21 protein-coding genes are annotated in these 21,908 nt (G+C 72.4%); 9 read left to right on the forward strand and 12 right to left on the reverse strand.

The features are described from left to right. Window position 1 precedes the first annotated feature (1 nt). On the reverse strand, window positions 2-1,024 hold the full coding sequence (locus tag DSM112329_RS06170) for an FAD:protein FMN transferase (protein WP_354700939.1): 1,023 nt from the start codon (window positions 1,022-1,024) through the stop codon (window positions 2-4). A gap of 118 nt (window positions 1,025-1,142) precedes the next feature. Between DSM112329_RS06170 and DSM112329_RS06175 the strand changes: the two genes are divergently transcribed. The 7 genes from DSM112329_RS06175 (at window position 1,143) to DSM112329_RS06205 (ending at window position 10,824) form a co-directional block, all read left to right on the forward strand. Then, a complete protein-coding gene (locus DSM112329_RS06175) occupies window positions 1,143-2,033 on the forward strand; it encodes an SDR family oxidoreductase (protein WP_354700940.1) in 891 nt (296 codons plus the stop codon). A gap of 123 nt (window positions 2,034-2,156) precedes the next feature. Continuing rightward, window positions 2,157-4,793: a pyruvate dehydrogenase (acetyl-transferring), homodimeric type gene (aceE, locus tag DSM112329_RS06180; protein ID WP_354700941.1), complete on the forward strand. Its 2,637-nt coding sequence runs from the start codon at window positions 2,157-2,159 to the stop codon at window positions 4,791-4,793. After that, on the forward strand, window positions 4,790-6,199 hold the full coding sequence (locus DSM112329_RS06185) for a 2-oxo acid dehydrogenase subunit E2 (protein WP_354700942.1): 1,410 nt from the start codon (window positions 4,790-4,792) through the stop codon (window positions 6,197-6,199). The genes aceE and DSM112329_RS06185 overlap by 4 nt, the downstream gene beginning before the upstream one ends. Next, the gene (lpdA, locus tag DSM112329_RS06190) at window positions 6,199-8,034 is read left to right on the forward strand and encodes a dihydrolipoyl dehydrogenase (protein WP_354700943.1); all 1,836 of its coding nucleotides are present in this window, start codon (window positions 6,199-6,201) and stop codon (window positions 8,032-8,034) included. Before DSM112329_RS06185 ends, lpdA begins: the two co-directional genes overlap by 1 nt. 10 nt (window positions 8,035-8,044) lie before the next feature. Continuing rightward, on the forward strand, window positions 8,045-8,515 hold the full coding sequence (locus tag DSM112329_RS06195; protein WP_354700944.1) for a hypothetical protein: 471 nt from the start codon (window positions 8,045-8,047) through the stop codon (window positions 8,513-8,515). A 117-nt stretch (window positions 8,516-8,632) separates the two neighbouring features. Then, window positions 8,633-9,565: an SDR family NAD(P)-dependent oxidoreductase gene (locus DSM112329_RS06200; protein ID WP_354700945.1), complete on the forward strand. Its 933-nt coding sequence runs from the start codon at window positions 8,633-8,635 to the stop codon at window positions 9,563-9,565. A gap of 32 nt (window positions 9,566-9,597) precedes the next feature. Then, window positions 9,598-10,824: a multidrug effflux MFS transporter gene (locus tag DSM112329_RS06205; RefSeq protein ID WP_354700946.1), complete on the forward strand. Its 1,227-nt coding sequence runs from the start codon at window positions 9,598-9,600 to the stop codon at window positions 10,822-10,824. A 21-nt stretch (window positions 10,825-10,845) separates the two neighbouring features. Here the strand turns inward: DSM112329_RS06205 and DSM112329_RS06210 are convergent, their stop codons facing one another. Continuing rightward, entirely contained in the window at window positions 10,846-11,307 is a 462-nt protein-coding gene (locus tag DSM112329_RS06210; protein ID WP_354700947.1) for a 6,7-dimethyl-8-ribityllumazine synthase, read from the reverse strand. Window positions 11,308-11,480: 173 nt separating this feature from the next. On the opposite strand from DSM112329_RS06210, the gene DSM112329_RS06215 reads away from it, so the two are divergent. After that, the gene (locus DSM112329_RS06215) at window positions 11,481-12,257 is read left to right on the forward strand and encodes a VTT domain-containing protein (protein ID WP_354700948.1); all 777 of its coding nucleotides are present in this window, start codon (window positions 11,481-11,483) and stop codon (window positions 12,255-12,257) included. A 10-nt stretch (window positions 12,258-12,267) separates the two neighbouring features. Here DSM112329_RS06215 and DSM112329_RS06220 read toward each other — a convergent pair whose 3' ends face one another. From DSM112329_RS06220 to DSM112329_RS06245, 6 genes are read right to left on the reverse strand one after another with little or no spacing between them, the layout of a single operon-like run. Then, complete coding sequence (locus tag DSM112329_RS06220) at window positions 12,268-13,272, reverse strand: NADP-dependent oxidoreductase (RefSeq protein WP_354700949.1); 1,005 nt, start codon at window positions 13,270-13,272, stop codon at window positions 12,268-12,270. Between the two features lie 51 nt (window positions 13,273-13,323). Next, window positions 13,324-13,497 carry a hypothetical protein gene (locus DSM112329_RS06225; RefSeq protein WP_354700950.1) on the reverse strand — a complete coding sequence of 58 codons (174 nt, stop codon included), beginning with the start codon at window positions 13,495-13,497 and terminating at the stop codon, window positions 13,324-13,326. A 38-nt stretch (window positions 13,498-13,535) separates the two neighbouring features. After that, window positions 13,536-13,781, reverse strand: a complete 246-nt coding sequence (locus DSM112329_RS06230; RefSeq protein WP_354700951.1) for a LapA family protein — start codon at window positions 13,779-13,781, stop codon at window positions 13,536-13,538. A 51-nt stretch (window positions 13,782-13,832) separates the two neighbouring features. Continuing rightward, the gene (locus DSM112329_RS06235) at window positions 13,833-14,219 is read right to left on the reverse strand and encodes a hypothetical protein (RefSeq protein ID WP_354700952.1); all 387 of its coding nucleotides are present in this window, start codon (window positions 14,217-14,219) and stop codon (window positions 13,833-13,835) included. A 60-nt stretch (window positions 14,220-14,279) separates the two neighbouring features. Next, window positions 14,280-14,555, reverse strand: coding sequence for a hypothetical protein (locus DSM112329_RS06240; protein ID WP_354700953.1), 276 nt, complete (start codon window positions 14,553-14,555; stop codon window positions 14,280-14,282). Next, window positions 14,555-16,117, reverse strand: coding sequence for a fatty acyl-CoA synthetase (locus DSM112329_RS06245; RefSeq protein ID WP_354700954.1), 1,563 nt, complete (start codon window positions 16,115-16,117; stop codon window positions 14,555-14,557). The genes DSM112329_RS06240 and DSM112329_RS06245 overlap by 1 nt, the downstream gene beginning before the upstream one ends. 61 nt (window positions 16,118-16,178) lie before the next feature. On the opposite strand from DSM112329_RS06245, the gene DSM112329_RS06250 reads away from it, so the two are divergent. Continuing rightward, on the forward strand, window positions 16,179-16,643 hold the full coding sequence (locus DSM112329_RS06250) for a GNAT family N-acetyltransferase (RefSeq protein WP_354700955.1): 465 nt from the start codon (window positions 16,179-16,181) through the stop codon (window positions 16,641-16,643). 260 nt (window positions 16,644-16,903) lie between these two features. On the opposite strand, the gene DSM112329_RS06255 is transcribed toward DSM112329_RS06250, so the two are convergent. Genes DSM112329_RS06255 through DSM112329_RS06270 form a run of 4 tightly spaced genes read right to left on the reverse strand, consistent with a single transcriptional unit; the run spans window position 16,904 to window position 21,896 of the window. Further along, window positions 16,904-18,187 (reverse strand): acyl-CoA dehydrogenase, encoded by a 1,284-nt coding sequence (locus DSM112329_RS06255; RefSeq protein WP_354700956.1) that lies wholly within the window; start codon window positions 18,185-18,187, stop codon window positions 16,904-16,906. 21 nt (window positions 18,188-18,208) lie between these two features. Beyond that, window positions 18,209-19,504, reverse strand: a complete 1,296-nt coding sequence (locus DSM112329_RS06260) for an acyl-CoA dehydrogenase family protein (protein WP_354702447.1) — start codon at window positions 19,502-19,504, stop codon at window positions 18,209-18,211. A gap of 20 nt (window positions 19,505-19,524) precedes the next feature. Further along, a complete protein-coding gene (locus DSM112329_RS06265; protein ID WP_354700957.1) occupies window positions 19,525-20,487 on the reverse strand; it encodes a MaoC/PaaZ C-terminal domain-containing protein in 963 nt (320 codons plus the stop codon). A gap of 2 nt (window positions 20,488-20,489) precedes the next feature. Further along, entirely contained in the window at window positions 20,490-21,896 is a 1,407-nt protein-coding gene (locus DSM112329_RS06270) for a 3-oxoacyl-ACP reductase (RefSeq protein WP_354700958.1), read from the reverse strand. Window positions 21,897-21,908: the final 12 nt, after the last annotated feature.

The raw sequence follows: 21,908 nt of genomic DNA on the forward strand, positions 1-21,908 counted from the left end.
GTCATCGTGATGCTCCGCGGAGGGTGGTCAGGTGGACGTGGATGGCGCCGGCGGACGTGACGGCGACGCCACCATCGGGAAGGAAGTCCGCCGCGCCACCGGGCCCGCTCAGCAGCGCCGCCTTCGCGCGGACCTCGGCGAGCAGGCCGGTCGGCGCGAGGGCGGTCACCTGCACCAGGCCGGTGTCCGCCGGCGAGCCGGTCCGCGGGTCGATCAGGTGGTGCCCGCCGCCGGCCCAGGCGCGGCGGGTGACGCCGCTGGTGGCGACCGCGGCCGCGCGCAGGTGCAGGGTGTGAACGGGGTCGTCGCCGGCGTGCGGGCCCGCGACGTGGACGGCCCGTTCGAGGTCGGCGGTGCCGCCGAGCCTGACGTCGCCCGCGCAGTCGACGGCCCAGGCGGCGCAGTCCCGCAGCGCGTGGGCCATCAGGTCGGCGGCCATGCCCTTCGCGAGCCCGCCGCTGTCGAGGCGGACGCCGGCCGGGCGGACGATGCTCGTGCCGCTCACCCGGAGCAGGCGCCAGCCGCCCGCCAGCGGCGCCGGGCTGCGCAGCGCGCGCTGCCAGCGCGGTCCGACGCCGCCGCCGGGCTCGAAGTGCTCGCGGTAGCCGGCGTCCTCCAGGGCGGGCAGGCAGGTGGCGTCGACCAGGCCGCCGCTCGCCTCGCCGGCCCAGCGCGCGGCCTCGGCCAGCCGCCGCAGGAGCGAGCCGGCCGGGACCGCGCGGCGTGGGTCGGCGTTCAGGCGGCACAGATCGCTGGCGGGGTCGAAGCGCGTCAGGTGGTGGTGGACGTCGAGGGCGACGCCGCGGGCGCGGGCCATCGCCGTCCGGACGACCGCGCCGTCCTCACCGCTCGCGACCACGGCGACCGTGGTGCCGAAGCACGCGAAGCGCTCGGTCAGCTCGACGGTCGTCGGCGGACGCGATGCCGCTGGTGACGGGGAGCGTGACCGGTGGCAGTGCGTCCTGTCGGCCGGGAGCCGGAGCCGTGAGGCGGCGGCGGGACGGGTGTCGGCCTGCGGGGTCATGGACGCATCGTCGGCCCGGGCCCTCTGCCGCAGCTGAAGCCAGGCTGGGAACTTGCTGGGAGGCGCTCGCCCGACCGTGGTGTGACCTTCCGCCGCGATGAAGGTACGCTTCCGTACTATGAGCTCCATGAACGGCAAGGTCGTCCTCATCACCGGCGGCGCACGCGGCGTCGGCGCGGAGGTCGCACGGCGCCTCCGCCGGCAGGGGGCGAAGCTCGTCCTCACCGATCTCGACGTCGAGCCCCTGAACGCGCTCGCCGCCGAGCTGGGATCCGACCACGTCGTGGGCGTCGTCGCGGACGTCTGCGACCTCGCGTCCATGGAGGCCGCGGTCGCCGAGGGCGTCGAGCGCTTCGGCGGGATCGACGTCGTCATGGCGAACGCCGGCATCGCGAGCTACGGCTCCGTCCTGGCCGTCGACCCCGAGACCTTCAAGCGCGTTCTCGACGTCAACGTCCTCGGCGTCTTCCACACCGTCCGCGCCGCGCTGCCGTCCGTCATCGAGCGCCAGGGCTACGTCCTCGTCGTCTCCTCGCTCGCCGCCTACACCGCCAGCCCGGGCCTCGCTGCCTATCACGCGTCGAAGGCCGGCGCGGAGTACTTCGCCAACACGCTGCGGCTCGAGGTCGCCCACCACGGCGTCGACGTCGGCTCGGCGCACATGTGCTGGATCGACACGCCGCTCGTGCAGGACGCCAAGGCCGACCTCGGCGCCTTCGGCAAGATGCTGAAGACCCTGCCCGGCCCGCTCAGCAAGACCACGTCGGTCGAGAAGTGCGGCGAGCTGTTCGTCAAGGGCATCGAGGGTCGCAAGAACCGCGTCAACGTCCCCGGCTGGGTCGGGCTGTTCCGCTTCATCCGTCCGCTGGTGCAGTCGAAGCTCGGCGAGCGCGACGTCCGCAAGGCGACGCCGACGCTGCTGCCGGAGATGGACGCCGAGGTCGCCGCCCTGGGCCGCTCCCTGAGCGCGCGCAGCCAGGCGCTGGAGCGCGAGCCCGCCGCGCACTGATCCGGGCACGGCCGTCGGGGCGTCAGCGCCCCGACGGATAGCTGGCGCGAGTGGCGGCCACGGGGGCAAGCTGGTAGGACGGACCTACATGGCGAACACCCCGTTGGCGGAAACGGCTCGCGTATGAGCCAGAGCGACGTAGACCCGCAGGAGACCCGCGAGTGGCTCGAGGCGCTCGACGCCGTCGCCCGCAACGACGGTCCCGAACGCGCCCGGCAGATCCTGGACGAGCTGCTCAGCCTGTCCTCGCGCCTCGGCGCGCACCCCCGCACCGACGGCCCGACGCCCTACGTCAACACGATCGCCGTCGAGCAGGAGGCGCCGCTCCCGGGCGATCCCGCCGTCGAGCGCGCGCTGCGGTCGCTCGTGCGCTGGAACGCGATGGAGACGGTGCTGCAGGCGAACAAGGAGTCGAGCGAGCTCGGCGGCCACATCGCCTCCTTCCAGTCGGCGGCCGTCCTGTACGAGACAGGCTTCAACCACTTCTGGCGCGCGCCCACCAAGGACAACGGCGGCGGCGACCTCGTCTACATCCAGGGCCACTCGTCCCCGGGCATCTACGCGCGGGCGTTCCTGGAGGGCCGCATCAGCGAGGAGCAGATGCGCCGCTTCCGCGAGGAGACCGACGCCACGAAGCCGGGCCTGAGCTCCTACCCGCACCCGTGGCTGATGCCGGAGTTCTGGCAGTTCCCGACCGTCTCGATGGGCCTCGGGCCGCTGATGGCGATCTACCAGGCGCGGTTCATGAAGTACCTCCAGGGGCGCGACCTCGGCAAGGCCGCCGGGCGCAAGGTCTGGGCGTTCATGGGCGACGGCGAGATGGACGAGCCGGAGTCGATGGGCGCGATCTCCCTCGCCGGCCGCGAGACGCTCGACAACCTCGTCTTCGTCGTCAACTGCAACCTGCAGCGTCTGGACGGGCCGGTGCGCGGCAACGGCAAGATCATCCAGGAGCTCGAGACGAACTTCCGCGGCGCCGGCTGGAACGTCATCAAGGTCATCTGGGGCTCGAAGTGGGACGCGCTGCTGGCCGCCGACAAGGACGGCCGCCTCGTCCGCCGCATGGAGGAGGCCGTCGACGGCGACTACCAGACCTACAAGTCCCGCAACGGTGCCTACGTGCGCGAGCACTTCTTCGGGACGGACCCGGAGCTCCTGAAGATGGTCGAGCACATGAGCGACGAGGAGGTCTGGGCGCTGAACCGCGGCGGCCACGACCCGGTGAAGGTGTACGCCGCCTACGCCGCCGCGTCCAAGCACTCGGGCCAGCCGACGGTGATCCTCGCCAAGACGATCAAGGGCTACGGCATGGGGACCTCCGGCGAGGGCCAGAACATCACCCATCAGCAGAAGAAGATGACGCGCGACTCGATCCTCGCGTTCCGGACCCGCTTCGACCTGCCGATCAGCGACGAGCGCATCGACGACACCGCGTTCGTCAAGCCGCCGGACGACGACCCGGCGATGGTCTACCTGCGGGAGCGGCGCGAGGCGCTGGGCGGCTCGCTCCCCGTCCGCAAGGTCTCGACCGAGGAGCTCGAGGTTCCGCCGCTGGGGAAGTTCCACGCGCAGCTGGAGGGCTCCGGCGAGCGCGAGATCTCCACCACGATGGCGTTCGTCCGGGTCCTGGCGACCATCGTCCGCGACAAGCAGCTCGGCCGCCGGGTCGTGCCGATCGTCCCCGACGAGTCGCGCACGTTCGGCATGGAGGGCATGTTCCGCCAGCTCGGCATCTTCAGCCAGGTCGGGCAGCTGTACTCGCCCGAGGACTCCGAGCAGCTCATGTTCTACCGCGAGGACAAGCACGGCCAGATCCTGCAGGAGGGGATCAACGAGCCCGGCGCCATGTCCTCCTGGATCGCCGCGGCGACGTCGTACGCCAACCACGGCGTGGCGATGATCCCGTTCTACATCTACTACTCGATGTTCGGGTTCCAGCGGATCGGCGACCTTGCCTACGCCGCCGGAGACAGCCGCGCGCGCGGGTTCCTGATCGGGGGGACGGCGGGCCGGACGACGCTGAACGGCGAGGGGCTGCAGCACGAGGACGGCCACTCGCACCTGCTCGCGTCGACGATCCCGAACTGCGTCGCGTACGACCCGACCTTCGCCTACGAGGTCGCGGTCATCGTCCAGGACGGCCTGCGGCGGATGATCGCCCAGCGCGAGGACGTCTTCTACTACCTCACCGTGATGAACGAGAACTACGTGCAGCCCGCGCTGCCGGAGGGCTCCGAGGCCGACATCCTGGCCGGGCTGCACCAGATCGCCGGGGACGGGTCGGGCGACGTCCGGCTGCTCGGCTCCGGCACGATCCTGCGCGAGGTCATCGCCGGCGCGCAGCTGCTGCAGGAGGACTTCGGCGTCAGCGCCGACGTCTGGAGCGCCACGTCGTTCAACGAGCTGCGGCGGGACGGGATGGCCGCCGAGCGCTGGAACCGGCTGCACCCGAAGGAGAAACCGACGGACTCGCATGTGCAGCGCTGCCTGCCGGGCGACGTGCCGGTCATCGCGTCGACCGACTACATGCGCGCGGTCGCCGATCAGATCCGTCCGTACCTCGACGCGCCCTACACGGTGCTCGGGACCGACGGCTACGGCCGCAGCGACTACCGCGTGAAGCTGCGCTCGTTCTTCGAGGTCGACCGCCACCACGTGGTGATCGCGGCGCTGCAGTCCCTCGGCCGCACCGACGACGCGCAGGCGGCCATCGACAAGTACTCCATCGATCCCGAGGCGGTGGCACCGTGGCGTCGGTGACGACAGTCGAGGTACCGGACATCGGCGACTTCGACGAGGTCCCGGTCATCGAGATCCTCGTCGAGGTGGGGGACACCGTGAGCGTGGAGGACCCGCTCGTGACGCTCGAGTCGGAGAAGGCGTCGATGGACGTCCCGTCCCCGGTGGCCGGCGTGGTGAAGGAGTTGTTGGTGAAGGTCGGGGACAGCGTGAAAGAAGGGGTGCCGCTGCTGACGGTCGAGGAGTCTGCTGACGACGACTCAGGTGGCGATGCCGAGTCGGGGAACTCGGATGCTGAGGACGAGGCAGCGGAGACCGACGCAGGGGGAGCGGTCGGCACGCCCCCCGCCGCTTCGGCACGCTCGTCCCTCGCTTTGCCGGACGACGCTCTGGGGGGCATGCCAACCGCTCCTACGACGAACGGCACGGGGGCGAAAGCCGGGGCCCCGGACGGGGGTGGGGGGTTGCTAGGTGGCAGCGATGACGCACCGATCTACGCCAGCCCCATGGTCCGCCGGCGTGCCCGTGAGCTCGGGATCGACCTGACCACGGTCGCCGGGACCGGCCGCGGTGGCCGCATCCAGGCGGTCGACCTCCGCGCTGCCGCCGATGCCGCGGCCAAGGCTCCGGCCCCGGCCGGTGGTGCCGCGGGCGCCGGGGATGCCACGTCGATCCTCGGCTTCGCGCTCGCGAAGTGGCCGACGCCGGACTTCGCCAAGCAGGGTCCGGTCGAGCGGGTGGAGCTCTCGAAGATCCGCAAGCTCAGCGCGACGAACCTGCACCGCAACTGGGTGGCGATCCCGCACGTCACGCACGACGACGAGGCGGACATCACCGAGCTGGAGGCGTTCCGCAAGCAGGTCAACGCCGAGCAGGCCAAGCTGAAGGAGGGCGGCGCCAAGCTGACGATGGTCGCGCTGCTGATGAAGGCGTGCGTCGCGTCGCTGAAGGCGTTCCCGGACATGAACTCCTCGCTCGAGCCCGGTGGCGAGGCGCTGATCCACAAGCGCTACTACCACCTCGGGTTTGCGGCCGACACGCCGAACGGGCTCGTCGTCCCCGTCATCCGCGACGTCGACCAGAAGGGCATCCTCGACGTCGCGCGCGACCTGACGGAGCTCTCCGGCAAGGCCCGCGCGGGCAAGCTGTCCCCGAAGGAGATGTCGGGCTCGACGTTCACGATCTCCTCGTTGGGCGGCATCGGCGGGACGTCGTTCACGCCGATCGTCAACGCGCCGGAGGTCGGGATCCTGGGCGTGACCCGGTCCGCCATGAAGCCGGTCTGGGACGGCAGCGCGTTCGTCCCTCGGCTGATGGTCCCGCTCTCCCTGAGCTACGACCACCGCGTCATCGACGGCGCCGCGGCGGCGCGGTTCATGGTGCACCTCTGTCAGACCCTCACCGACCTGCGGCGGGTGCTTCTCTAATGGCGACGACAGTCACGGTTCCTGTCCCCGACATCGGCGACTTCGACGACGTCCCGGTCGTCGAGGTCCTCGTCGCCCCCGGCGACACGGTCGCCAAGGAGGACAGCCTGGTCGTCCTCGAGTCCGAGAAGGCGACGATGGAGGTCCCGTCGCCCGCCGCTGGCAAGGTCATCGAGGTGATGGTGAAAGTGGGGGACGCGGTCAAGGAGGGCGTTCCGCTCCTGACTCTCGAGGTTGCGGACTCGGCCGGTGACCGTACGGGCGAGACATCGTCCGCGGCCGGCACGCCCCCCTCCGCTTCGGCACGCTCGTCCCTCGCTTTGCCGGACGACGCTCCGGAGGGCATGCCGACCGCTCCCGCGTCGGCCAGCGTGGCCTCCGATCGTGCCCTACCCGACCCGTCAGCGCTTCCTGAGGCTGACGTGAGCGCGCAGTTGGTGGTGCTCGGTTCCGGACCCGGCGGCTACACCGCCGCCTTCCGCGCCGCCGACCTCGGCCTCGACGTCCTGATGATCGAGCGGTACGAGCAGCTCGGCGGGGTCTGCCTGAACGTCGGCTGCATCCCGTCGAAGGCCCTCCTGCACACCGCCAAGCTGATCACCGACGCCGAGACCTCGGGCGAGCATGGCGTCGCGTTCGCCGCGCCCGACATCGACCTCGACAAGCTGCGCGAGTTCAAGGACGGCGTCGTCGGCAAGCTCGTCGGCGGGCTGTCCGGGATGGCCAAGCAGCGCAAGGTCCGCACCGTCCACGGTGTCGCCGAGTTCCGCGGGCCGAACCTGATCGCGGTCCAGACGTCGGGCGGCGAGCAGACGATCGCCTTCGAGCAGTGCATCATCGCCGCCGGCTCGGAGGCCGTGAAGCTGCCCGACCTACCGGACGACGAGCGCATCATGGACTCCACCGGAGCGCTCGAGCTGCGGGACATCCCCGGCAGCCTGCTGATCGTGGGCGGCGGCATCATCGGCCTCGAGATGGCGACCGTGTACGACGCGCTGGGCTCGCAGGTCACGGTCGTGGAGCTCGCGGACGTCCTGATCCCGGGCGCCGATCAGGACCTGGTCCGCCCGCTGAAGAAGCGGATCGAGAAGCGCTACGCCGGCATCCACCTCGGGACGCGCGTCGAGGCCATCAGCGCCGAGGACGACGGCCTGCACGTGCGCTTCGCCGGCAAGGAGACCCCGGCGACCACGACCTTCGACCGCGTCATCATCGCCGTCGGCCGCCGCCCGAACGGCAAGGCGATCAAGGCCGGGAAGGCCGGCGTCGAGGTCGACGACCGCGGGTTCATCCCGGTCGACGCGAAGTTGCGCACGAACGTCCCGCACATCAGCGCGATCGGCGACGTCGTCCCCGGCCCCATGCTCGCCCACAAGGCGATCCACGAGGGCAAGACCGCCGCCGAGGTCATCGCCGGCGAGGACGTCGTCTTCGACGCGAAGACGATCCCGTCGGTCGCGTACACCGATCCCGAGGTCGCCTGGATGGGCCTCACCGAGACCGAGGCCAAGGCGCAGGACATCCCGCACGAGACCGCGTCCTTCCCCTGGGCGGCGTCCGGCCGCGCGCTGTCGTTCGGCCGCAGCGAGGGCGCCACGAAGCTGATCGTCGAGCCGGAGACCCATCGCATCCTCGGCGCCGGCGCGGTCGGCGTCCACGCGGGTGACCTCATCGCCGAGGCCGTCCTGGCCCTCGAGATGGGCGCCGTCGCCGGCGACCTCGCGCTGACCGTCCACCCGCACCCGACGCTGTCGGAGACCATGGGCCTCGCCGCCGACCTCATCGAGGGCACGATCACCGATCTCCCGCAGCCGCGAAAGCGCGCGCCGAAGTAGCGTTCACCGCATGGAGATCGGATCGCAGCGCACCGACGAGTTCGTGGTCGAGGGGCTCGTGACGACCGACGTCGGCGGGACCATCGGCGTCACCGTCCTGTCGACTCCCGGCATGATCGGGATGATGGAGCGGACGGCCGCCACGCTCGCGTTCGAGCAGCTCCCTGCGGGGAAGGCGACCGTGGGCTTCGCGGTGAACATCAAGCACGTGGCGGGCTCGCTCGAGGGCTCCACGTGCACCGCGACCGCGCGGATCACCGAGGTGACCGACGGCCGCAAGCTGCACTTCGACGTCGAAGTCAAGGAGGGTGACCGCACGATCGGCGTCGGCACCCACGAGCGTCGCGTGATCGACGTCGCCGGCCACGCGCAGGCTGCCGGCAGCGGTCAGGGGCCTGTTGAAGCAAGCGAGTCGCGCGACCGAGCCGTCTCGCGGCGCCAGACGCCACCGGGAGAGCCGGTAAAAGGCAACCAGCCTTGATCGGCTCACCCGTCGTCGTCTGGCATCCACGATCCGGCCGCGCTCGCATCGACGGCAGATGCTTCAACAGACCCCACAGACGAGCGCGCGAGGCTACGGTGGCGTAACATCGCGCGCATGGCCTCACGCCCCAACGCCCTGCAGCGCCTCGTCGTCGACTCCGCCGGCCTCGCGAACCGCGTCGCCATGCGGCCGGTCGGGACCGCCGGCCGCAGCTACGGCGCCTGGCCGCTGGACCGCGCGCTGAGGGACCGCGTCACGCTCGTCACCGGTGCCTCGTCGGGCATCGGCGAGGCGACGGCCCACGCCATCGGTGCGGCCGGCGGGACGGTCGCGCTCGTCGCCCGCAGCGCCGGCAAGCTCGAGGAGGTCGCTGCCACCGTCGAGGCGTCCGGCGGCCGCGCGAGCGTGCACCCGGTCGACCTGACCGACGGCGAGGCGATCGACGCCCTCTGCGCGCAGGCGCTGGAGCAGCACGGGCACGTCGACATCCTCGTCAACAACGCGGGCCGGTCGATCCGGCGCGCCGTCAGCAACTCGACCGGCCGCTTCCACGACTACGAGCGCACGATGCAGCTGAACTACTTCGCCGCGGTCCGCCTGACGCTCGGGCTGCTGCCGGCGATGCAGGAGCGCCGCCACGGGCAGATCGTCAACGTCTCCACGCTGGGTGTCCTCACGCGCGTGCCCCGGTTCAGCGCGTACGTCGCGTCGAAGGCGGCCCTCGACGCGTTCGGCGACAGCCTCCAGGCGGAGGTCCTGAACGACGGCATCCGCGTGACGACCATCCACATGCCGCTCGTGCGCACGCCGATGATCTCCCCGACCGGCGCGTACCGCGGCGTCCCGGCGATCAGCCCGGACCAGGCCGCCGGCTTCGTCACGCGCGCGATCGTCGAGCGCCCGCGCCGCCTGACGCCGCCCGTCGGGCAGGCGATGAACGTCGCCGACGTCTTCGTCCCCGGGGTCACCGACTGGCTGCGGCACCGCGGGTTCAGCGCCTCGCAGGACTCGCGGGCCTCCCGCGGACCCGAGGACTCACCCGCCTGACGGCGCCCGCCGGGCGGCGCTACGGTGCCCGGGTGCGCGGCACCGTCCCACACACGGGGGCGCCGCCACGCCACCTGCTGCTGCTCCTCGGCTGCCTGTCGACCTTCGGCCCGCTGTCGATGGACATGTACCTGCCGGGCCTCCCGGCGATGGCGGACGACCTGGGGGCGTCGACCGCCGCAGCGCAGGTCACGCTGACCGCCTGCCTGGCCGGTCTGGCGGCCGGCCAGCTGCTGATCGGGCCGCTCAGCGACACGCACGGTCGCCGTCGTCCGCTGCTGGCCGGCCTGCTCGCGTACGGCCTCGCGTCGCTGCTGTGCGCGCTCGCGCCGTCCGTCGCCACGCTCACGCTGCTGCGATTCGTGCAGGGCGTCGCCGGTGCGGCGGGCATCGTCATCGCCCGCGCGATCGTCCGCGACGTCGCTGAGGGGGATGCCGCGGCACGGGCGTTCGCGCGGCTGATGCTCGTCAGCGGCCTCGCGCCGATCCTGGCGCCGGTCCTGGGCGGCCAGGTCCTGCGCGTCACGGACTGGCGCGGGGTCTTCGGCGTGCTGGCCGGCATCGGCGCCGTGCTCGCCGCCGTGACCTGGCGGGTCCTGCCCGAGACCCACGCGCCCGACCGGCGCCGGACCGGCGGCGTCCGGGAGACGACGTCGGTCTTCGCCACCCTGCTGCGGGACCGGACCTTCCTGGCCTGCACCCTCGCATGTGGACTCTCGTTCGCGGCGATGTTCGCCTACATCGCCGGCTCGCCGTTCGTCCTGCAGGAGGTCTACGACGTCTCGCCGCAGACGTTCAGCCTGCTCTTCGCCGTCAACGCGCTCGGCATCCTGCTCGGCAGCCAGGTGAGCGGTCGCCTGGTGGGCCGCGTGGCGCCGGACCGGCTGCTGACGCTCGGCGTGCGGACGGCGGCGGCGGGCGCGGTGGGGCTCGTGCTCGTCAGCGTCCTCGAGGTCGGCCTGGTCGCGGTCCTCGTCTGCCTGTTCGCCGTCGTGGCGAGCATCGGCCTGATCCTCCCGAACGCCGCGGCGATCGGGATGGCCGGGCACCCGCGGACGGCGGGCAGCGCGTCCGCCCTGCTGGGACTGTCGCAGTACGCGTTCGGTGCGCTGGCCGCGCCGCTGGTCGGCGTGGCGGGCCTGCACCACGGCGTCCCGATGGCGGTCGTGATCGCGGCCGCGGCGGTGGGCTCGCTCGTGGCGCTGATGCTGCTGCTGCCGCGCGGCCGCCTGCCGGCCCCGGTCGCCCCACGACCCTGACGCCGCGGGCCCGGTCCCGGCTCAGGCGGCGATGGCCGCGCGGGCGGCCAGCGTCTGCACGCAGGCGTTCGCCGCCTCGGCACCCTTGACGACGAAGTGCTCGAAGAAGAAGCGCCGGTGCTCCTCGCCCTCGTGGAAGTGGTGCGGCGTGAGGACGAGGGAGAAGATGGGCAGCTCGGCGGCGAGGCCGACCGCCACCAGCCCGTCGAGCACGGCGCCCGCGACGAACTCGTGCCGGTAGATGCCGCCGTCGACCACCAGCGCGCAGCCGACGATCGCGTCGTAGCGGCCGGTCGCAGCGAGGGTCTTGGCGTGCAGCGGGATCTCGAGCGCGCCGGGCACGTCGAACGTGTCGACGACGGCCGCCCCGTCGGTCAGGCGGGCGATCTCGTCGACGAACGAGTCCCGTGCCCGGTCGACGATGTCGGCGTGCCAGCGGGCCCGGACGAAGGCCACGCGCGGAGCGGTCTGGGTGGAGTTCATGGCGCGGCCATGATCCCATACCGGCGGTCCGTCCTTGCGCCCGCTCAGGACGGTGAGGTGACGGCGACCGGATACCCGGTCGGTGGCACCGCGCTCGAGGGTGCGGTCCCGGCGCCCGTCCTGTCGACGGCCGGTACCCTCAAGACCGTGCCCGACCGGTCGTTCACCCGCGCATGACGGCAGCACTGAACCCGGAACGCGCTCCGTCGCAGCCGGAGACAGACACCGTCGCTGCGGACCCTGCGGACCCCGTCCCGCCCGCCGAAGGCGGCCACGACGGCTGGCTGGGGGTGCTGCTCAGCCTCGTGGCGATCGCCATCGCGGCCGCCGTCGTCCTGGCGGTGCCCGCCCTCCGCGAAGCCGCCGGGCATGCCATGGACGGCGACGGCGGTGACCTACGGCAGCAGCTCCGCGACCTCGGCGCCACCGGGGTCCTCGTCCTGATCGCGGTGATGCTCATCCACGCGGTCGTCCTCTTCCCCTCCGAGCTGGTCACCGCCACGGCCGGCCTCGTATACGGCTTCCTGGGCGCGCTGCCGCTCGTCATCGGCGGCTGGATGGCCTCGGCGCTGCTCACCTACTGGCTCGGGCAGCACGCCGGCCGGCCGCTGCTGCAGCGGATCGTGGGCCGGTCGCGCCTGGAGCAGGCCGAGGCCCTGGTCCACCGTGGCGGCGCCGGGGGGTTGCTGGCGGCTCGCCTGGTCCCGATCGTCCCGTACAGCCTCGTCGGGTACGTGGCCGGCGCCGCGCGCGTCCCGGTCGGCAGGTTCATGTGGACGACGCTCGTCGGCTCGCTGCCGCTGACGGTCATGGTCATCGCCCTCGGGACCCGGCTCGAGGAGTTCTCGCTCTCGGATCCCGTGGTCTGGCTGATGGTCGTCCCGCTGCTGATGGGCGCCCTCGCGGTGCGCCCGCTCGCCCGCCGGATGAAGGCCGACCCGGCGGGCTGACGCCCGCGGCTCAGCCGAGCCGCACGAGCATCTTGCCGGTGTTGGCCCCGCGCAGCAGGTCGATGAACGCCTGCGGCGCCCGCTCGAGGCCGTCGACCACGGTCTCCCGCGCCGTGATGCGGCCCTCGGACAGCGCAGGGGCGATGTGCGTCACGAGGTCCGCCAGCCGGCTGCCGTGGTCGGTCACGATGAACCCGCGCAACGTCAGGCGCTTGCCGACGACGGTCATCATGTTCGACGGCCCGGCGACCGGCTCCGTCGCGTTGTACTGGGCGATCGCGCCGCACATGGCCACACGGCCGCCGACGTTGAGGACGTCGATCGCGGCCTCGAGGTGGTCGCCGCCGACGTTGTCGAAGTACAGGTCGATGCCGTCCGGGGCCGCGGCACGCAGTTGCTCGGCGACCGGTCCGTCCTTGTAGTTGAACGCCGCGTCCAAGCCGAGGTCATCGGTCAGGTGGGCGACCTTCGCCGCCGAGCCGGCGCTGCCGATCACGGTGTGGCCACGCAGCTTGGCGAACTGGCCGACGAGCGAGCCGACCGCGCCCGCCGCCCCGGAGACGAACACGATGTCGTTGTCGCGCAGCTCACCGACGTCCAGCAGACCGGCGTAGGCGGTGAGCCCCGGCATCCCCAGGACGCCGAGGTAGGCCTGCGCGGGGGCGAGCGCGGTGTCGACCACGCGGTAGGTGCGGGGCTCCAGCAGCGCCCACTCGCGCCAGCCGAGCCCGTGGCTGACGGTCGTCCCGACCGGGATCTCGTCGCCGCCGCCGGCGACGACCTCGCCGATCGCCCCACCCTCGAGCGGCGCACCGACCGCGAACGGCGGGATGTAGCTGGGGACGTCGTTCATCCGCCCGCGCATGTACGGATCGACCGACATCCACGTGTTGCGGACGAGCAGCTGGCCGGGGCCGGGGTCCGGGACGTCCACGGTCACGGCGTGGAAGTCGCCCGGCCGGGGCTCGCCTACGGGGCGGGCGGCGAGCTGGATCTCAAGACCGGTGCGGGGCATGCCCCGCACCGTAGTCCGTCGCGACGACCGCCTGCCGTCAGGGACGCCGGATCAGGACGCGCCGCTGCGAGCGCGCGCTGCGATCGCGTCCCGCAGGTCGCCGAGCTGCGCCTGGCGGCGGAGCAGCGGCAGGCGCGCCTTGCTGGTGAGCCCGGGTGCTGCCAGCTTGGTTGCGACGCTCTCCAGTTCCTTGAGCACTGCCGACTTGTCCAGAACGCGTTGCATCCGTCCAGGTTAGCGGTCTGACTCCTGCCGCAGCGGGTTCAGCTCTGCTTCGCGCGGCGCTGCGCGAACAGGAAACCGGCGGCGAAGCCGACCACGACGCAGATCGCGATCACCACGAACAGCGGCGCCTTCGACGAGGCGACGACCCAGGAGATCTTCGTGGTGCGGGAGTTCGCGACCGCGAAGACGACGACGACCGCGACCAGGGCGATCGTCGCGATGTCGGTGTTCGAGAGCCGCGACTTCTCCTCGGGCGGTGCGACGGTCGGATCCTCGGTGGCCATGCGCTGAAGCCTAATACGGCGCGCGCGTGACTGACGCGCTCCCCGCGCGGGTCAGCCGCGGCCCCACCGCCGGCGCCGACCGCCGTCCCCGCCAGGGTCGGGCAGCGTCGGCATCAGCGGCGTCGCCGCCTGGATCTCGCCATCGATCAGCTGCTTCGCCTGCGCGAGCGCCTGCGACCACAGGCCCTCCACCAGGCGCGCGATCTCGCCGTCCTCCGACTTCTCGCCGATGCGCAGCGCCTGCGGCGTCCCGCCGCCCACCGGGTCGACGACCATGTAGCGCAGCCCGTCCGGCCACTGCACCGCGAACAGGATCTGGCCGTCGCCGCGCAGGCCCGAGCGCAGCTCGACGGCGCCCGCCGCGGCGAGGGTCTCCTCCTTGGACAGCGCGTACTCGTCGAGCCAGTCCGGCGGCCAGCGGGGGAAGTCGTCGCTCATCGTCCCCCTAGTCAAGCGCATCCGGCGCAGGCCGGACGCCGTCGGCGGCGTGCCGTCGGGTCAGCGCCCGGGGACCTCGCCGCCCGCCGCGGCCAGCAGCTCGTTCGCGCGGAAGCCGAACCCGGTGCCCTTCACGAAGCACCAGATCGCGATGCCGACCAGGACGGCGGTCAGGAGGACGACGATGAACGCGAGCGGCGCCGCGGCCATCAGCGCGAGGATCCCGCGGTAGTACCACGCCCGTCCCTGCCGGCGCAGCTCGTCGACCTCCACCTGCACCTTCTCGAGCTTCTGCGCCTGCCGCGCCTCCTTGCCCGCCGCGCGATCGCGTGCCATCAGTCGCGCCCGATCGCGGAGCCGGCCCCGCCGAACTGCTGGCGCAGCTCGCGCTTGAGGAGCTTGCCCGACGGGTTCTTGGGCAGCTCGTCGACGAGGTGCACCGACTTCGGCACCTTGTGCGGCGCGAGGTGCTGCTTGGCGTAGGCGATCAGCTCGTCGGGCTCCACGGCGGCGCCGTCGCGCGGGACCACGACCGCGGCGATCGCCTCGATCCAGCGCTCGTGGGGGAGTCCCACCACCGCGATCTCGCCGACCGCCGGATGCCCGTAGAGCGCCTCCTCGACCTCGCGCGAGGCGACCAGGACGCCGCCCGTGTTGATGACGTCCTTGATGCGGTCGACGACGAACAGGTAGCCCTCGTCGTCGATCCGGACGAGGTCACCCGAGTGGAACCAGCCGCCCGCGAACGCCTCCGCCGTCGCCTCCGGCAGCGCCCAGTAGCCGGTGCAGAGCTGCGGCGAGCGGTAGAGCAGCTCGCCCTGCGCGGCGTCGTTGCCGTCCTCGTCGACCACTCGCACCTCGGCGAACAGCACCGGGCGCCCGCAGGAGTCCGGGCGCTCGTCGTGCTCCTCCGGCCGCAGCACGCACGCCAGCGGACCGATCTCGGACTGGCCGAAGCAGTTGTAGAAGCCGACCGCGGGCAAGGTGCCGCGCAGCCGCTGCAGGATCGGCACGGGCATGATCGAGGCGCCGTAGAACGCCTTCTTCAGGCCGGTGAGGTCCCGGCGCTCGAGGTCCGGGTGGTTGGCGACCGCGACCCAGACCGTCGGCGGGAGGAACACCGCGTTCACGTCCTGGCCCTCGACGTGGTCGAAGACGGCCTCGACGTCGGGGGCGGCCAGCAGGTGGTTCGTCGCGCCGACCGCCAGGGCCGGCAGCAGGAAGACGTGCATCTGTGCCGAGTGGTACAGCGGCAACGAGTGCAGTGCGACGTCGCGGTCCGTGAGCTCGAGGCCGACGATGCAGGAGACGTACTCGTGGACCAGCGCGCGGTGGGTCATCATCGCGCCCTTGGGCCGCGAGGTCGTCCCGCTCGTGTACAGCAGCTGCACGAGGTCGTCGTCCTTCACGCCGCTCTCCACGTGGACCGCTCCGTCGGCGTCCTGCATCCAGGCGAGGACGTCGTCCCCGATCGGCGAGGACTGCAGCCACGCGCGCGGCAGGCCCCCGAGCGTGTCCTCGACCGCGTCGACCTGCGCGGACAGGACGGGGTCGACGAAGACGACGGACGCGTCGCACTGCGTGAGCAGGTAGGTCAGCTCGTCGCCGGTCGCGTTGAAGTTGACCGGGACGTGGACCAGGCCTGCACGGGCACAGCCGAGGTACAGGGCCAGGTAGGCGTCGGAGTTCTTGCCGTAGGCGGCGACGCGGTCCCCGGGCGTCAGGCCGGTCGCCAGCAGCCGGGACGCCACCCGGCCGACCGCCACGTCGAGCTCGGCGTACGTCCACGTGCGCGCGCCGAACACGAGCGCCGTGCGCCCGGGTGATCGCGCCGCGCTGCGGCTGAGCACCCGGCCGACCGTGCTCGGGAAGCCCGCCACCGTCCCGTCTGCGTTCATGGGCTGATCCTCGCGCATCCGGTGCCGGGGCGGGGCGCCATCTGGCTACCCTCGTCCCCGGATGAGTGCTGCGCCCGAACCCGCCGACGGTCTACGCGTGCCGTTCGTCGTCCGGCCGTCGACGCTGCCCGCGACGCGCGCGCTGCGCCGGGCGGTCCTGCGGCCGCATGAGTCCCTCATGGCTTTCGCGGCGCACGACGAGCCGGGCGGGGAGTTCGTGGCCGCGGCGTTTGCGGCGGCCGACGACGCCGTGGTCGCGGCCGGGCTCGTCCTGCCGGACGGCGAGCCGGGCGGCTGGCGGATCCGCGGAATGGCGACGGCGCCGGAGGCCCGCGGGCAGGGTGCGGGCGGCGCAGTCCTCGACGCCCTGGTCGGCCACGCGCTGCGGGCCGGGGCGACGCGCATCTGGTGCAACGCGCGCACGCCGGCGACGAACCTCTACCTGCGGGCGGGCTTCCTGGTCGTCAGCGACGAGTTCGAGCTCCCGGAGATCGGCCCGCACGTGGTGATGGAGCGCGGCCGCTGACCGCGCGACCGAACGAAACGGTTGCTCAGCAACCACTTCGTACGGTCACCACCCCGGCAGCGACCAGGCCCGCCACGCAGCCGCCCGCCTCATCGCTGAACGAGCAACACCAAGCCCGTACCGGGGGTGGGGGCCGGCGGTCGTGGCGCGGAGCGGCGTCCGGCGCCGGGCTCGAGTCGTCGCTTCCGACACGTGCTCCGGCGCCCCAGCCGCGGAGGGCCATGACCGCCGGCCCTCCGCCCCCGGCCACAGAACCCCGACTACTTCAGCTGCGCGCTCGACCGGCCCAGCAGCTGCCGGGCGATGATCAGCAGCTGGATCTGCTGGGTGCCCTCGAAGATGTCGAGGATCTTCACGTCGCGCGCCCACTTCTCGAGCAGCTCGGTCTCCGTGACGCCGATGGCGCCGCACAGCTCGATGCAGCCGAACGCCACGTCGGTCCCGGTGCGCCCGGCCTTCGCCTTGGCGATCGACGCCTGGACCGAGTTCGGCTTGCGGTTGTCGGCCATCCACGCGGCCTGCATGGTCAGCAGGCGGGCCGCGTCGTACTCGGCCTCCATCGCCAGGTACTTCGCCGCGGCGGCGGACTGCGACAGGATCGGCTTGTCGTAGTCGACCTCCACGCCGGCCTCGTTCAGGCGCTCGAGCGTGAACTCGAGGCACGCCTTCGCGCAGCCGACGGCCATCGCGGCGACCAGCGGCCGCGTGTTGTCGAACGTCTGCATGACGCCGCCGAAGCCCTTCTTGACGTCGACCTCCGGTGAGCCGAGCAGCGCACTCGCCGGGACGCGGCAGTCCTGCAGGATGAACGCCGCGGTGTCGGACGCGCGGATGCCGAGCTTGTGCTCGAGCCGGTCGAGCTTCATGCCCGGGTTCGAGCGCTCGACGATGAACGACTTGATCGCGGCGCGGCCGACGCTGCGGTCCAGGGTCGCCCAGACGACGACGAGCTCCGCCCGCTCGCCGGCCGTGACATAGATCTTCTCGCCGTTGAGGATGTACTCGCCGGTGGCCTCGTCGAGCTCCGCGGTGGTGCGGATCGACGCCGAGTCGGACCCCGACTCGGGCTCCGTGATCGCCATCGCGGCCCAGCGGCCACCGAACTCCTCCAGCTGCTCGGGGGACGCCACGGCGGCGATCGCCGAGTTGCCCAGGCCCTGGCCGGGAATCGAGAGCAGCAGGCCGACGTCGCCCCAGCACATCTCCATGATCGACAGCGCGGTCGACAGGTTCGAGCCGTTCTTCGTCGTGGCCGGGTCCGCCGAGCCGTTGCCGTTCGCGTGGCCGTTCGCCGCGCCGCCGTTCAGCGCAGCGCCAGGCTTGTCGGCGTCCTTGCCCTTGCCGGCTCCGGCGGCACCGGCACCGCTCGTGGCGCCGGAGTCCTCCATGCCGTTGAGGATCGCCGCGAGGAAGTCGAGCTCCTTCGGGCGGGCGTGCTCGGCGGTGTCGTACTTGCGCGCGATCGGGCGCAGGACCTCCTGGGCGACCGTGTGGGCCTGGCCGATGAGGGGCTTGAACTTCTTGGGGGTCTCGAGATTGATCATCGTGGTCTCTTTCTCCGTCGACTAGACGAGGAGGGCGCCCTCGTACACGCCCGCGGTTCGCAGATCCCGGTACCAGCGCTCGACCGGGTACTCCTTGGTGTAGCCGTGGCCGCCGAGCAGCTGCACGGCGGACGAGCCGATCTCCGCGCCGTGCTTGACGCACAGCTGACGGGCGACGGCGGCCTCGCGGAAGAACTCCTTGCCCGCGTCGGCCCGGGACGCGGCACGCCACGTCGCCAGGCGCATGCCGGCGGTCTCGATCGCGATGTCCGACACGGTGAACGCGACGGCCTGGCGGTTGGCGATCGGCTCGCCGAACGCGACCCGCTCGTTGACGTACGGGATCAGGTAGTCGAGCGCCGCCTGCGACGCACCGACGGCGACCGCACACCAGGCGAGGCGCGCGCGGTGGATGCACTCGGCGTAGATGTCCTGGTCGGCGCCGCCCAGCAGCGCGTTCTCCGGGACCGGGACCGCGTTGAACGTGACGGACGCGGTGGCCGCGGCGCGCACGCCCATCGCGGGCTCGGCGACGACGGTCACGCCGCCGCCACTGGTCGGGACGAGGAACAGGGCCGGGCCGCGGTCCTCGAGGTCGGCCGCGACGAGGAACAGCTCAGCGTCGGCCGCGCGCGGGACGAGCGACTTGACGCCGTCGATGACGTAGCCCTCGGCCGTCTTGCGCGCCGTCGTCTTCAGGACGAACGGGTCGAACAGCGGCCGCGGCTCCAGGATCGCCAGCGCGCTCACGGCGACGTCGTCGCCGGTGAAGGCCGGCAGGTACGTGGCCTGCTGGCCGGCGTCGCCCCACAGCCCGAGGGCGGTGGGGACCGCGCCGGTCGACAGGGTGGCGACGGCGAGGCCGAGGTCGCCGTGGGCCAGCGCCTCGGCGACGAGGACGCCCGTGACCGCCGAACGCTCGGCGGCCGAGCCGCCCAGCTCCTCGGGCACGCCGAGCGTGGCCAGGCCGAGCTCGTCCGCGGACGCCAGCAGCTCCGCCGGCGCCGCGCATGCGGTGTCCGACGCGAGGGCGATCGGGCGCAGCTCCGCGGCGGCGAACTCCTTCATCGCCTCCACGATCATCTGCTGGTCCTCGTCGGGGGTGAGGTCGAAGAGGCCGGTCGTCGACGCGGGGCGCGGGCGCTCCGCGGTGCCGCGTTTGGTGACGACGGTGAAGGTGCGGCCCGCGCTCGCGGCGGCGCCCATCCCGTTCTTGGTGGCGACGTACAGCGCGCGCTCGGCGGGGCCGCGCAGGCCCACGCGGTCGATGACCTCGAGGCCCGCGATCTGGCGGATCGCCTTCAGCCCGAGGCCCATCCCTCGTTCGGCAACAGTGGTCATGCGGTCGTCCTTGCGGTCGTGGTCTTCTTGACAGGGGTCTTCTTGGGCGGCGTCTTCGCCGCCGCGGCGGGTGTGACGGTCCCGACGAGGTGCGCCGAGTCCTTCTTCGCGTCGCGGACGGCGAACGCGGTCACTCCGGTCTTCGCGTCCGTCGCCGAGCCGAAGGTGACCTTCGTCGGCAGCAGGACCGGTTTGCGGAACTCCACGTCCACGGTGAACGCGTCCGGCAGCTGCGACTCGATCGCGGCCAGCGCATGGGCCTTCGTCCAGAGCCCATGCGCGATGGCGCGCGGGAAGCCGAAGGCCTTGGCCGTCAGGCCATACAGGTGGATCGGGTTGCGGTCGCCCGAGACGGCGGCGTAGCGGCGGCCCTGGTCGCCCGGGACCTTCCAGGTGGCGGACGCCGGGACGTCCGCATCGGGCCCGCGTTCCACGCGGTCGCCCGATCCCCCGGGTGGGTGGGACCGATGCAGCATCGTCGACGCCGCGGTCCAGACGACCGCGCCGGAGGCGTCGGCCGCCTCCGTGTGCAGCGTCAGCGTCCGCCCCTTCGGGTGCGGGTCGAGGCCGGTCGTCCAGACGCGCAGCGACAGCTCCTCGCGCACGCTGACCGGCCGCGCCTGCGTGATCGTGTTCGTCAGGTGCACGAGGCCGACGGGGCCGAACGGGAACTGCGCGTCGGTCATCAGCGCGATGTGCACCGGGAACGCGCGCACGTTCAGGTAGGTCACCGGGAGGGTGTCCCGCAGCGTGAAGCCGCAGACCTGCGCGTACGCCGACAGATGCCCGAGGTCGGTCTTCAGCGACGGGACGCGCAGCTCGAGGTCGGGCAGGTCACCGCCGCCACCGGGCAGCGGCAGGGGCAGCTTGCCGACCAGCGGCAGCGCCGACCCGAAGGCCTTCGCGTACCCCGCGACGATGGACGGCGCGCCGTCGAGCTCCTTGATCGTGGTGCTCATGCTCACGCCCCCAGCAGCGACTGGCCGCAGACGCGGACGACGTTGCCGTTCAGGCCGGTCGAGTCGGGCGCCGCGAACCAGGCGATCGCCTCGGCGACGTCCACCGGCAGGCCGCCCTGGGACATCGAGTTCATGCGCCGGCCGGCCTCGCGGATCGCGATCGGGACGGCGGCCGTCATCTGGGTCTCGATGAACCCGGGGGCGACAGCGTTGATCGTGATCTTCTTCTTGGCGAGCACCGGCGCGAGGGCGGTGACCATGCCGGCCACGCCCGCCTTCGACGTGCCGTAGTTCGTCTGCCCGTTGTTGCCCGCGATACCGGCGATCGAGGAGACACAGATCACGCGGGCGCCGGCCTTCAGGACGCCGTCCGCGAGCAGGACGTCGTTGATCCGCTCCTCGCTCGAGAGGTTGATGTCCAGGACGCGGTCCCAGCGCTCGGGCTTCATGCGCGCGAGCGTGCGGTCCTGCGTAATGCCGGCGTTGTGGACGACAATGTCGACGCCGCCGTGCGCCTCCATCAGGCGGGCCGCGATCAGCTGCGGTGCGTCCTCGGCGGTGATGTCGGCGGTGAGCGACGAGCCACCCAGGGCGCTCGTCACGGCTGCGAGGTCGTCCGCCAGCGGCGGGATGTCGAGGCCGACGACGTGCGCGCCGTCCCGGGCCAGGACGGACGCGATCGCCGCGCCGATCCCGCGGGAGGCGCCGGTCACCAGCGCGACCTTGCCGGCCAGCGGCTGGTGCGGGTCGACCACGGGCGGCTTGCCGGTCGCCTTCCCGATCCGGACGACCTGCCCGGAGACGTAAGCGCTGCGGGCGGACAGCAGGAAGCGCAGCGTCGACGCCAGCTGCGTCTCGGCGCCAGGGGCGACGTAGACCAGCTGCACGGTGGAGCCGCCGCCGACCTCCTTGCCGAACGACCGTGTGAAGCCCTCCAGCGCACGCTGGGCGGTGGCGTGGCGCGGGTCCTCGCAGTCCTCGGGCGCGGTGCCGAGGACGACGACGCGGCCGCACGACTGCACACGCCGGGCGACGGGGTGGAAGAACGCGTGCACCTCGCGCAGCTGCGCGGAGTCGGTGATGCCGGTCGCGTCGAAGACGAGCGCCTTGAAGCGCGCGTCGCCGGGGACCTCGCCGTTGAAGACACCGGCGTCGAGGCCGGCGTCGGCGGCAGCGGTCCGCAGGTCGTCGCGCAGCGCGGTGGCGACGTCCACGCCGAGCGCCGCGAGGACCTCGGCGATCGGGCCGGCCAGGCGGCCGCCGGGCGCGGCGCCCAGCAGCAGGCGGCCGCCGACCGTCGCGTCCCCGGGCGAGTAGCGCTCCAGGATCGTCGGGCGCGGCAGGCCGACCTGGCCGGTGATGAACTTGCCGATCGGGTTGTTGGCGAGCTTGGTGTAGGTGTCGGGCATGGTGTGAGCTCC

Source organism: Paraconexibacter sp. AEG42_29 (assembly GCF_040581415.1).
Taxonomy (GTDB): Bacteria; Actinomycetota; Thermoleophilia; order Solirubrobacterales; family Solirubrobacteraceae; genus Paraconexibacter.

Bases quoted from the DNA above. Each gene is read 5' to 3' on its own strand.
- DSM112329_RS06215 (WP_354700948.1), top strand. From the start codon at position 11,481: ATGACGGCAGCACTGAACCCGGAACGCGCTCCGTCGCAGCCGGAGACA.
- DSM112329_RS06245 (WP_354700954.1), bottom strand. From the start codon at position 16,117: ATGAACGCAGACGGGACGGTGGCGGGCTTCCCGAGCACGGTCGGCCGG.
- DSM112329_RS06195 (WP_354700944.1), top strand. From the start codon at position 8,045: ATGGAGATCGGATCGCAGCGCACCGACGAGTTCGTGGTCGAGGGGCTC.
- DSM112329_RS06220 (WP_354700949.1), bottom strand. From the start codon at position 13,272: ATGCCCCGCACCGGTCTTGAGATCCAGCTCGCCGCCCGCCCCGTAGGC.
- DSM112329_RS06255 (WP_354700956.1), bottom strand. From the start codon at position 18,187: ATGATCAATCTCGAGACCCCCAAGAAGTTCAAGCCCCTCATCGGCCAG.
- DSM112329_RS06210 (WP_354700947.1), bottom strand. From the start codon at position 11,307: ATGAACTCCACCCAGACCGCTCCGCGCGTGGCCTTCGTCCGGGCCCGC.
- DSM112329_RS06260 (WP_354702447.1), bottom strand. From the start codon at position 19,504: ATGGGCCTCGGGCTGAAGGCGATCCGCCAGATCGCGGGCCTCGAGGTC.
- DSM112329_RS06270 (WP_354700958.1), bottom strand. From the start codon at position 21,896: ATGCCCGACACCTACACCAAGCTCGCCAACAACCCGATCGGCAAGTTC.
- DSM112329_RS06250 (WP_354700955.1), top strand. From the start codon at position 16,179: ATGAGTGCTGCGCCCGAACCCGCCGACGGTCTACGCGTGCCGTTCGTC.
- DSM112329_RS06265 (WP_354700957.1), bottom strand. From the start codon at position 20,487: ATGAGCACCACGATCAAGGAGCTCGACGGCGCGCCGTCCATCGTCGCG.
- DSM112329_RS06200 (WP_354700945.1), top strand. From the start codon at position 8,633: ATGGCCTCACGCCCCAACGCCCTGCAGCGCCTCGTCGTCGACTCCGCC.
- DSM112329_RS06240 (WP_354700953.1), bottom strand. From the start codon at position 14,555: ATGGCACGCGATCGCGCGGCGGGCAAGGAGGCGCGGCAGGCGCAGAAG.
- DSM112329_RS06225 (WP_354700950.1), bottom strand. From the start codon at position 13,497: ATGCAACGCGTTCTGGACAAGTCGGCAGTGCTCAAGGAACTGGAGAGC.
- DSM112329_RS06235 (WP_354700952.1), bottom strand. From the start codon at position 14,219: ATGAGCGACGACTTCCCCCGCTGGCCGCCGGACTGGCTCGACGAGTAC.
- aceE (WP_354700941.1), top strand. From the start codon at position 2,157: ATGAGCCAGAGCGACGTAGACCCGCAGGAGACCCGCGAGTGGCTCGAG.
- DSM112329_RS06175 (WP_354700940.1), top strand. From the start codon at position 1,143: ATGAGCTCCATGAACGGCAAGGTCGTCCTCATCACCGGCGGCGCACGC.
- lpdA (WP_354700943.1), top strand. From the start codon at position 6,199: ATGGCGACGACAGTCACGGTTCCTGTCCCCGACATCGGCGACTTCGAC.
- DSM112329_RS06170 (WP_354700939.1), bottom strand. From the start codon at position 1,024: ATGACCCCGCAGGCCGACACCCGTCCCGCCGCCGCCTCACGGCTCCGG.
- DSM112329_RS06230 (WP_354700951.1), bottom strand. From the start codon at position 13,781: ATGGCCACCGAGGATCCGACCGTCGCACCGCCCGAGGAGAAGTCGCGG.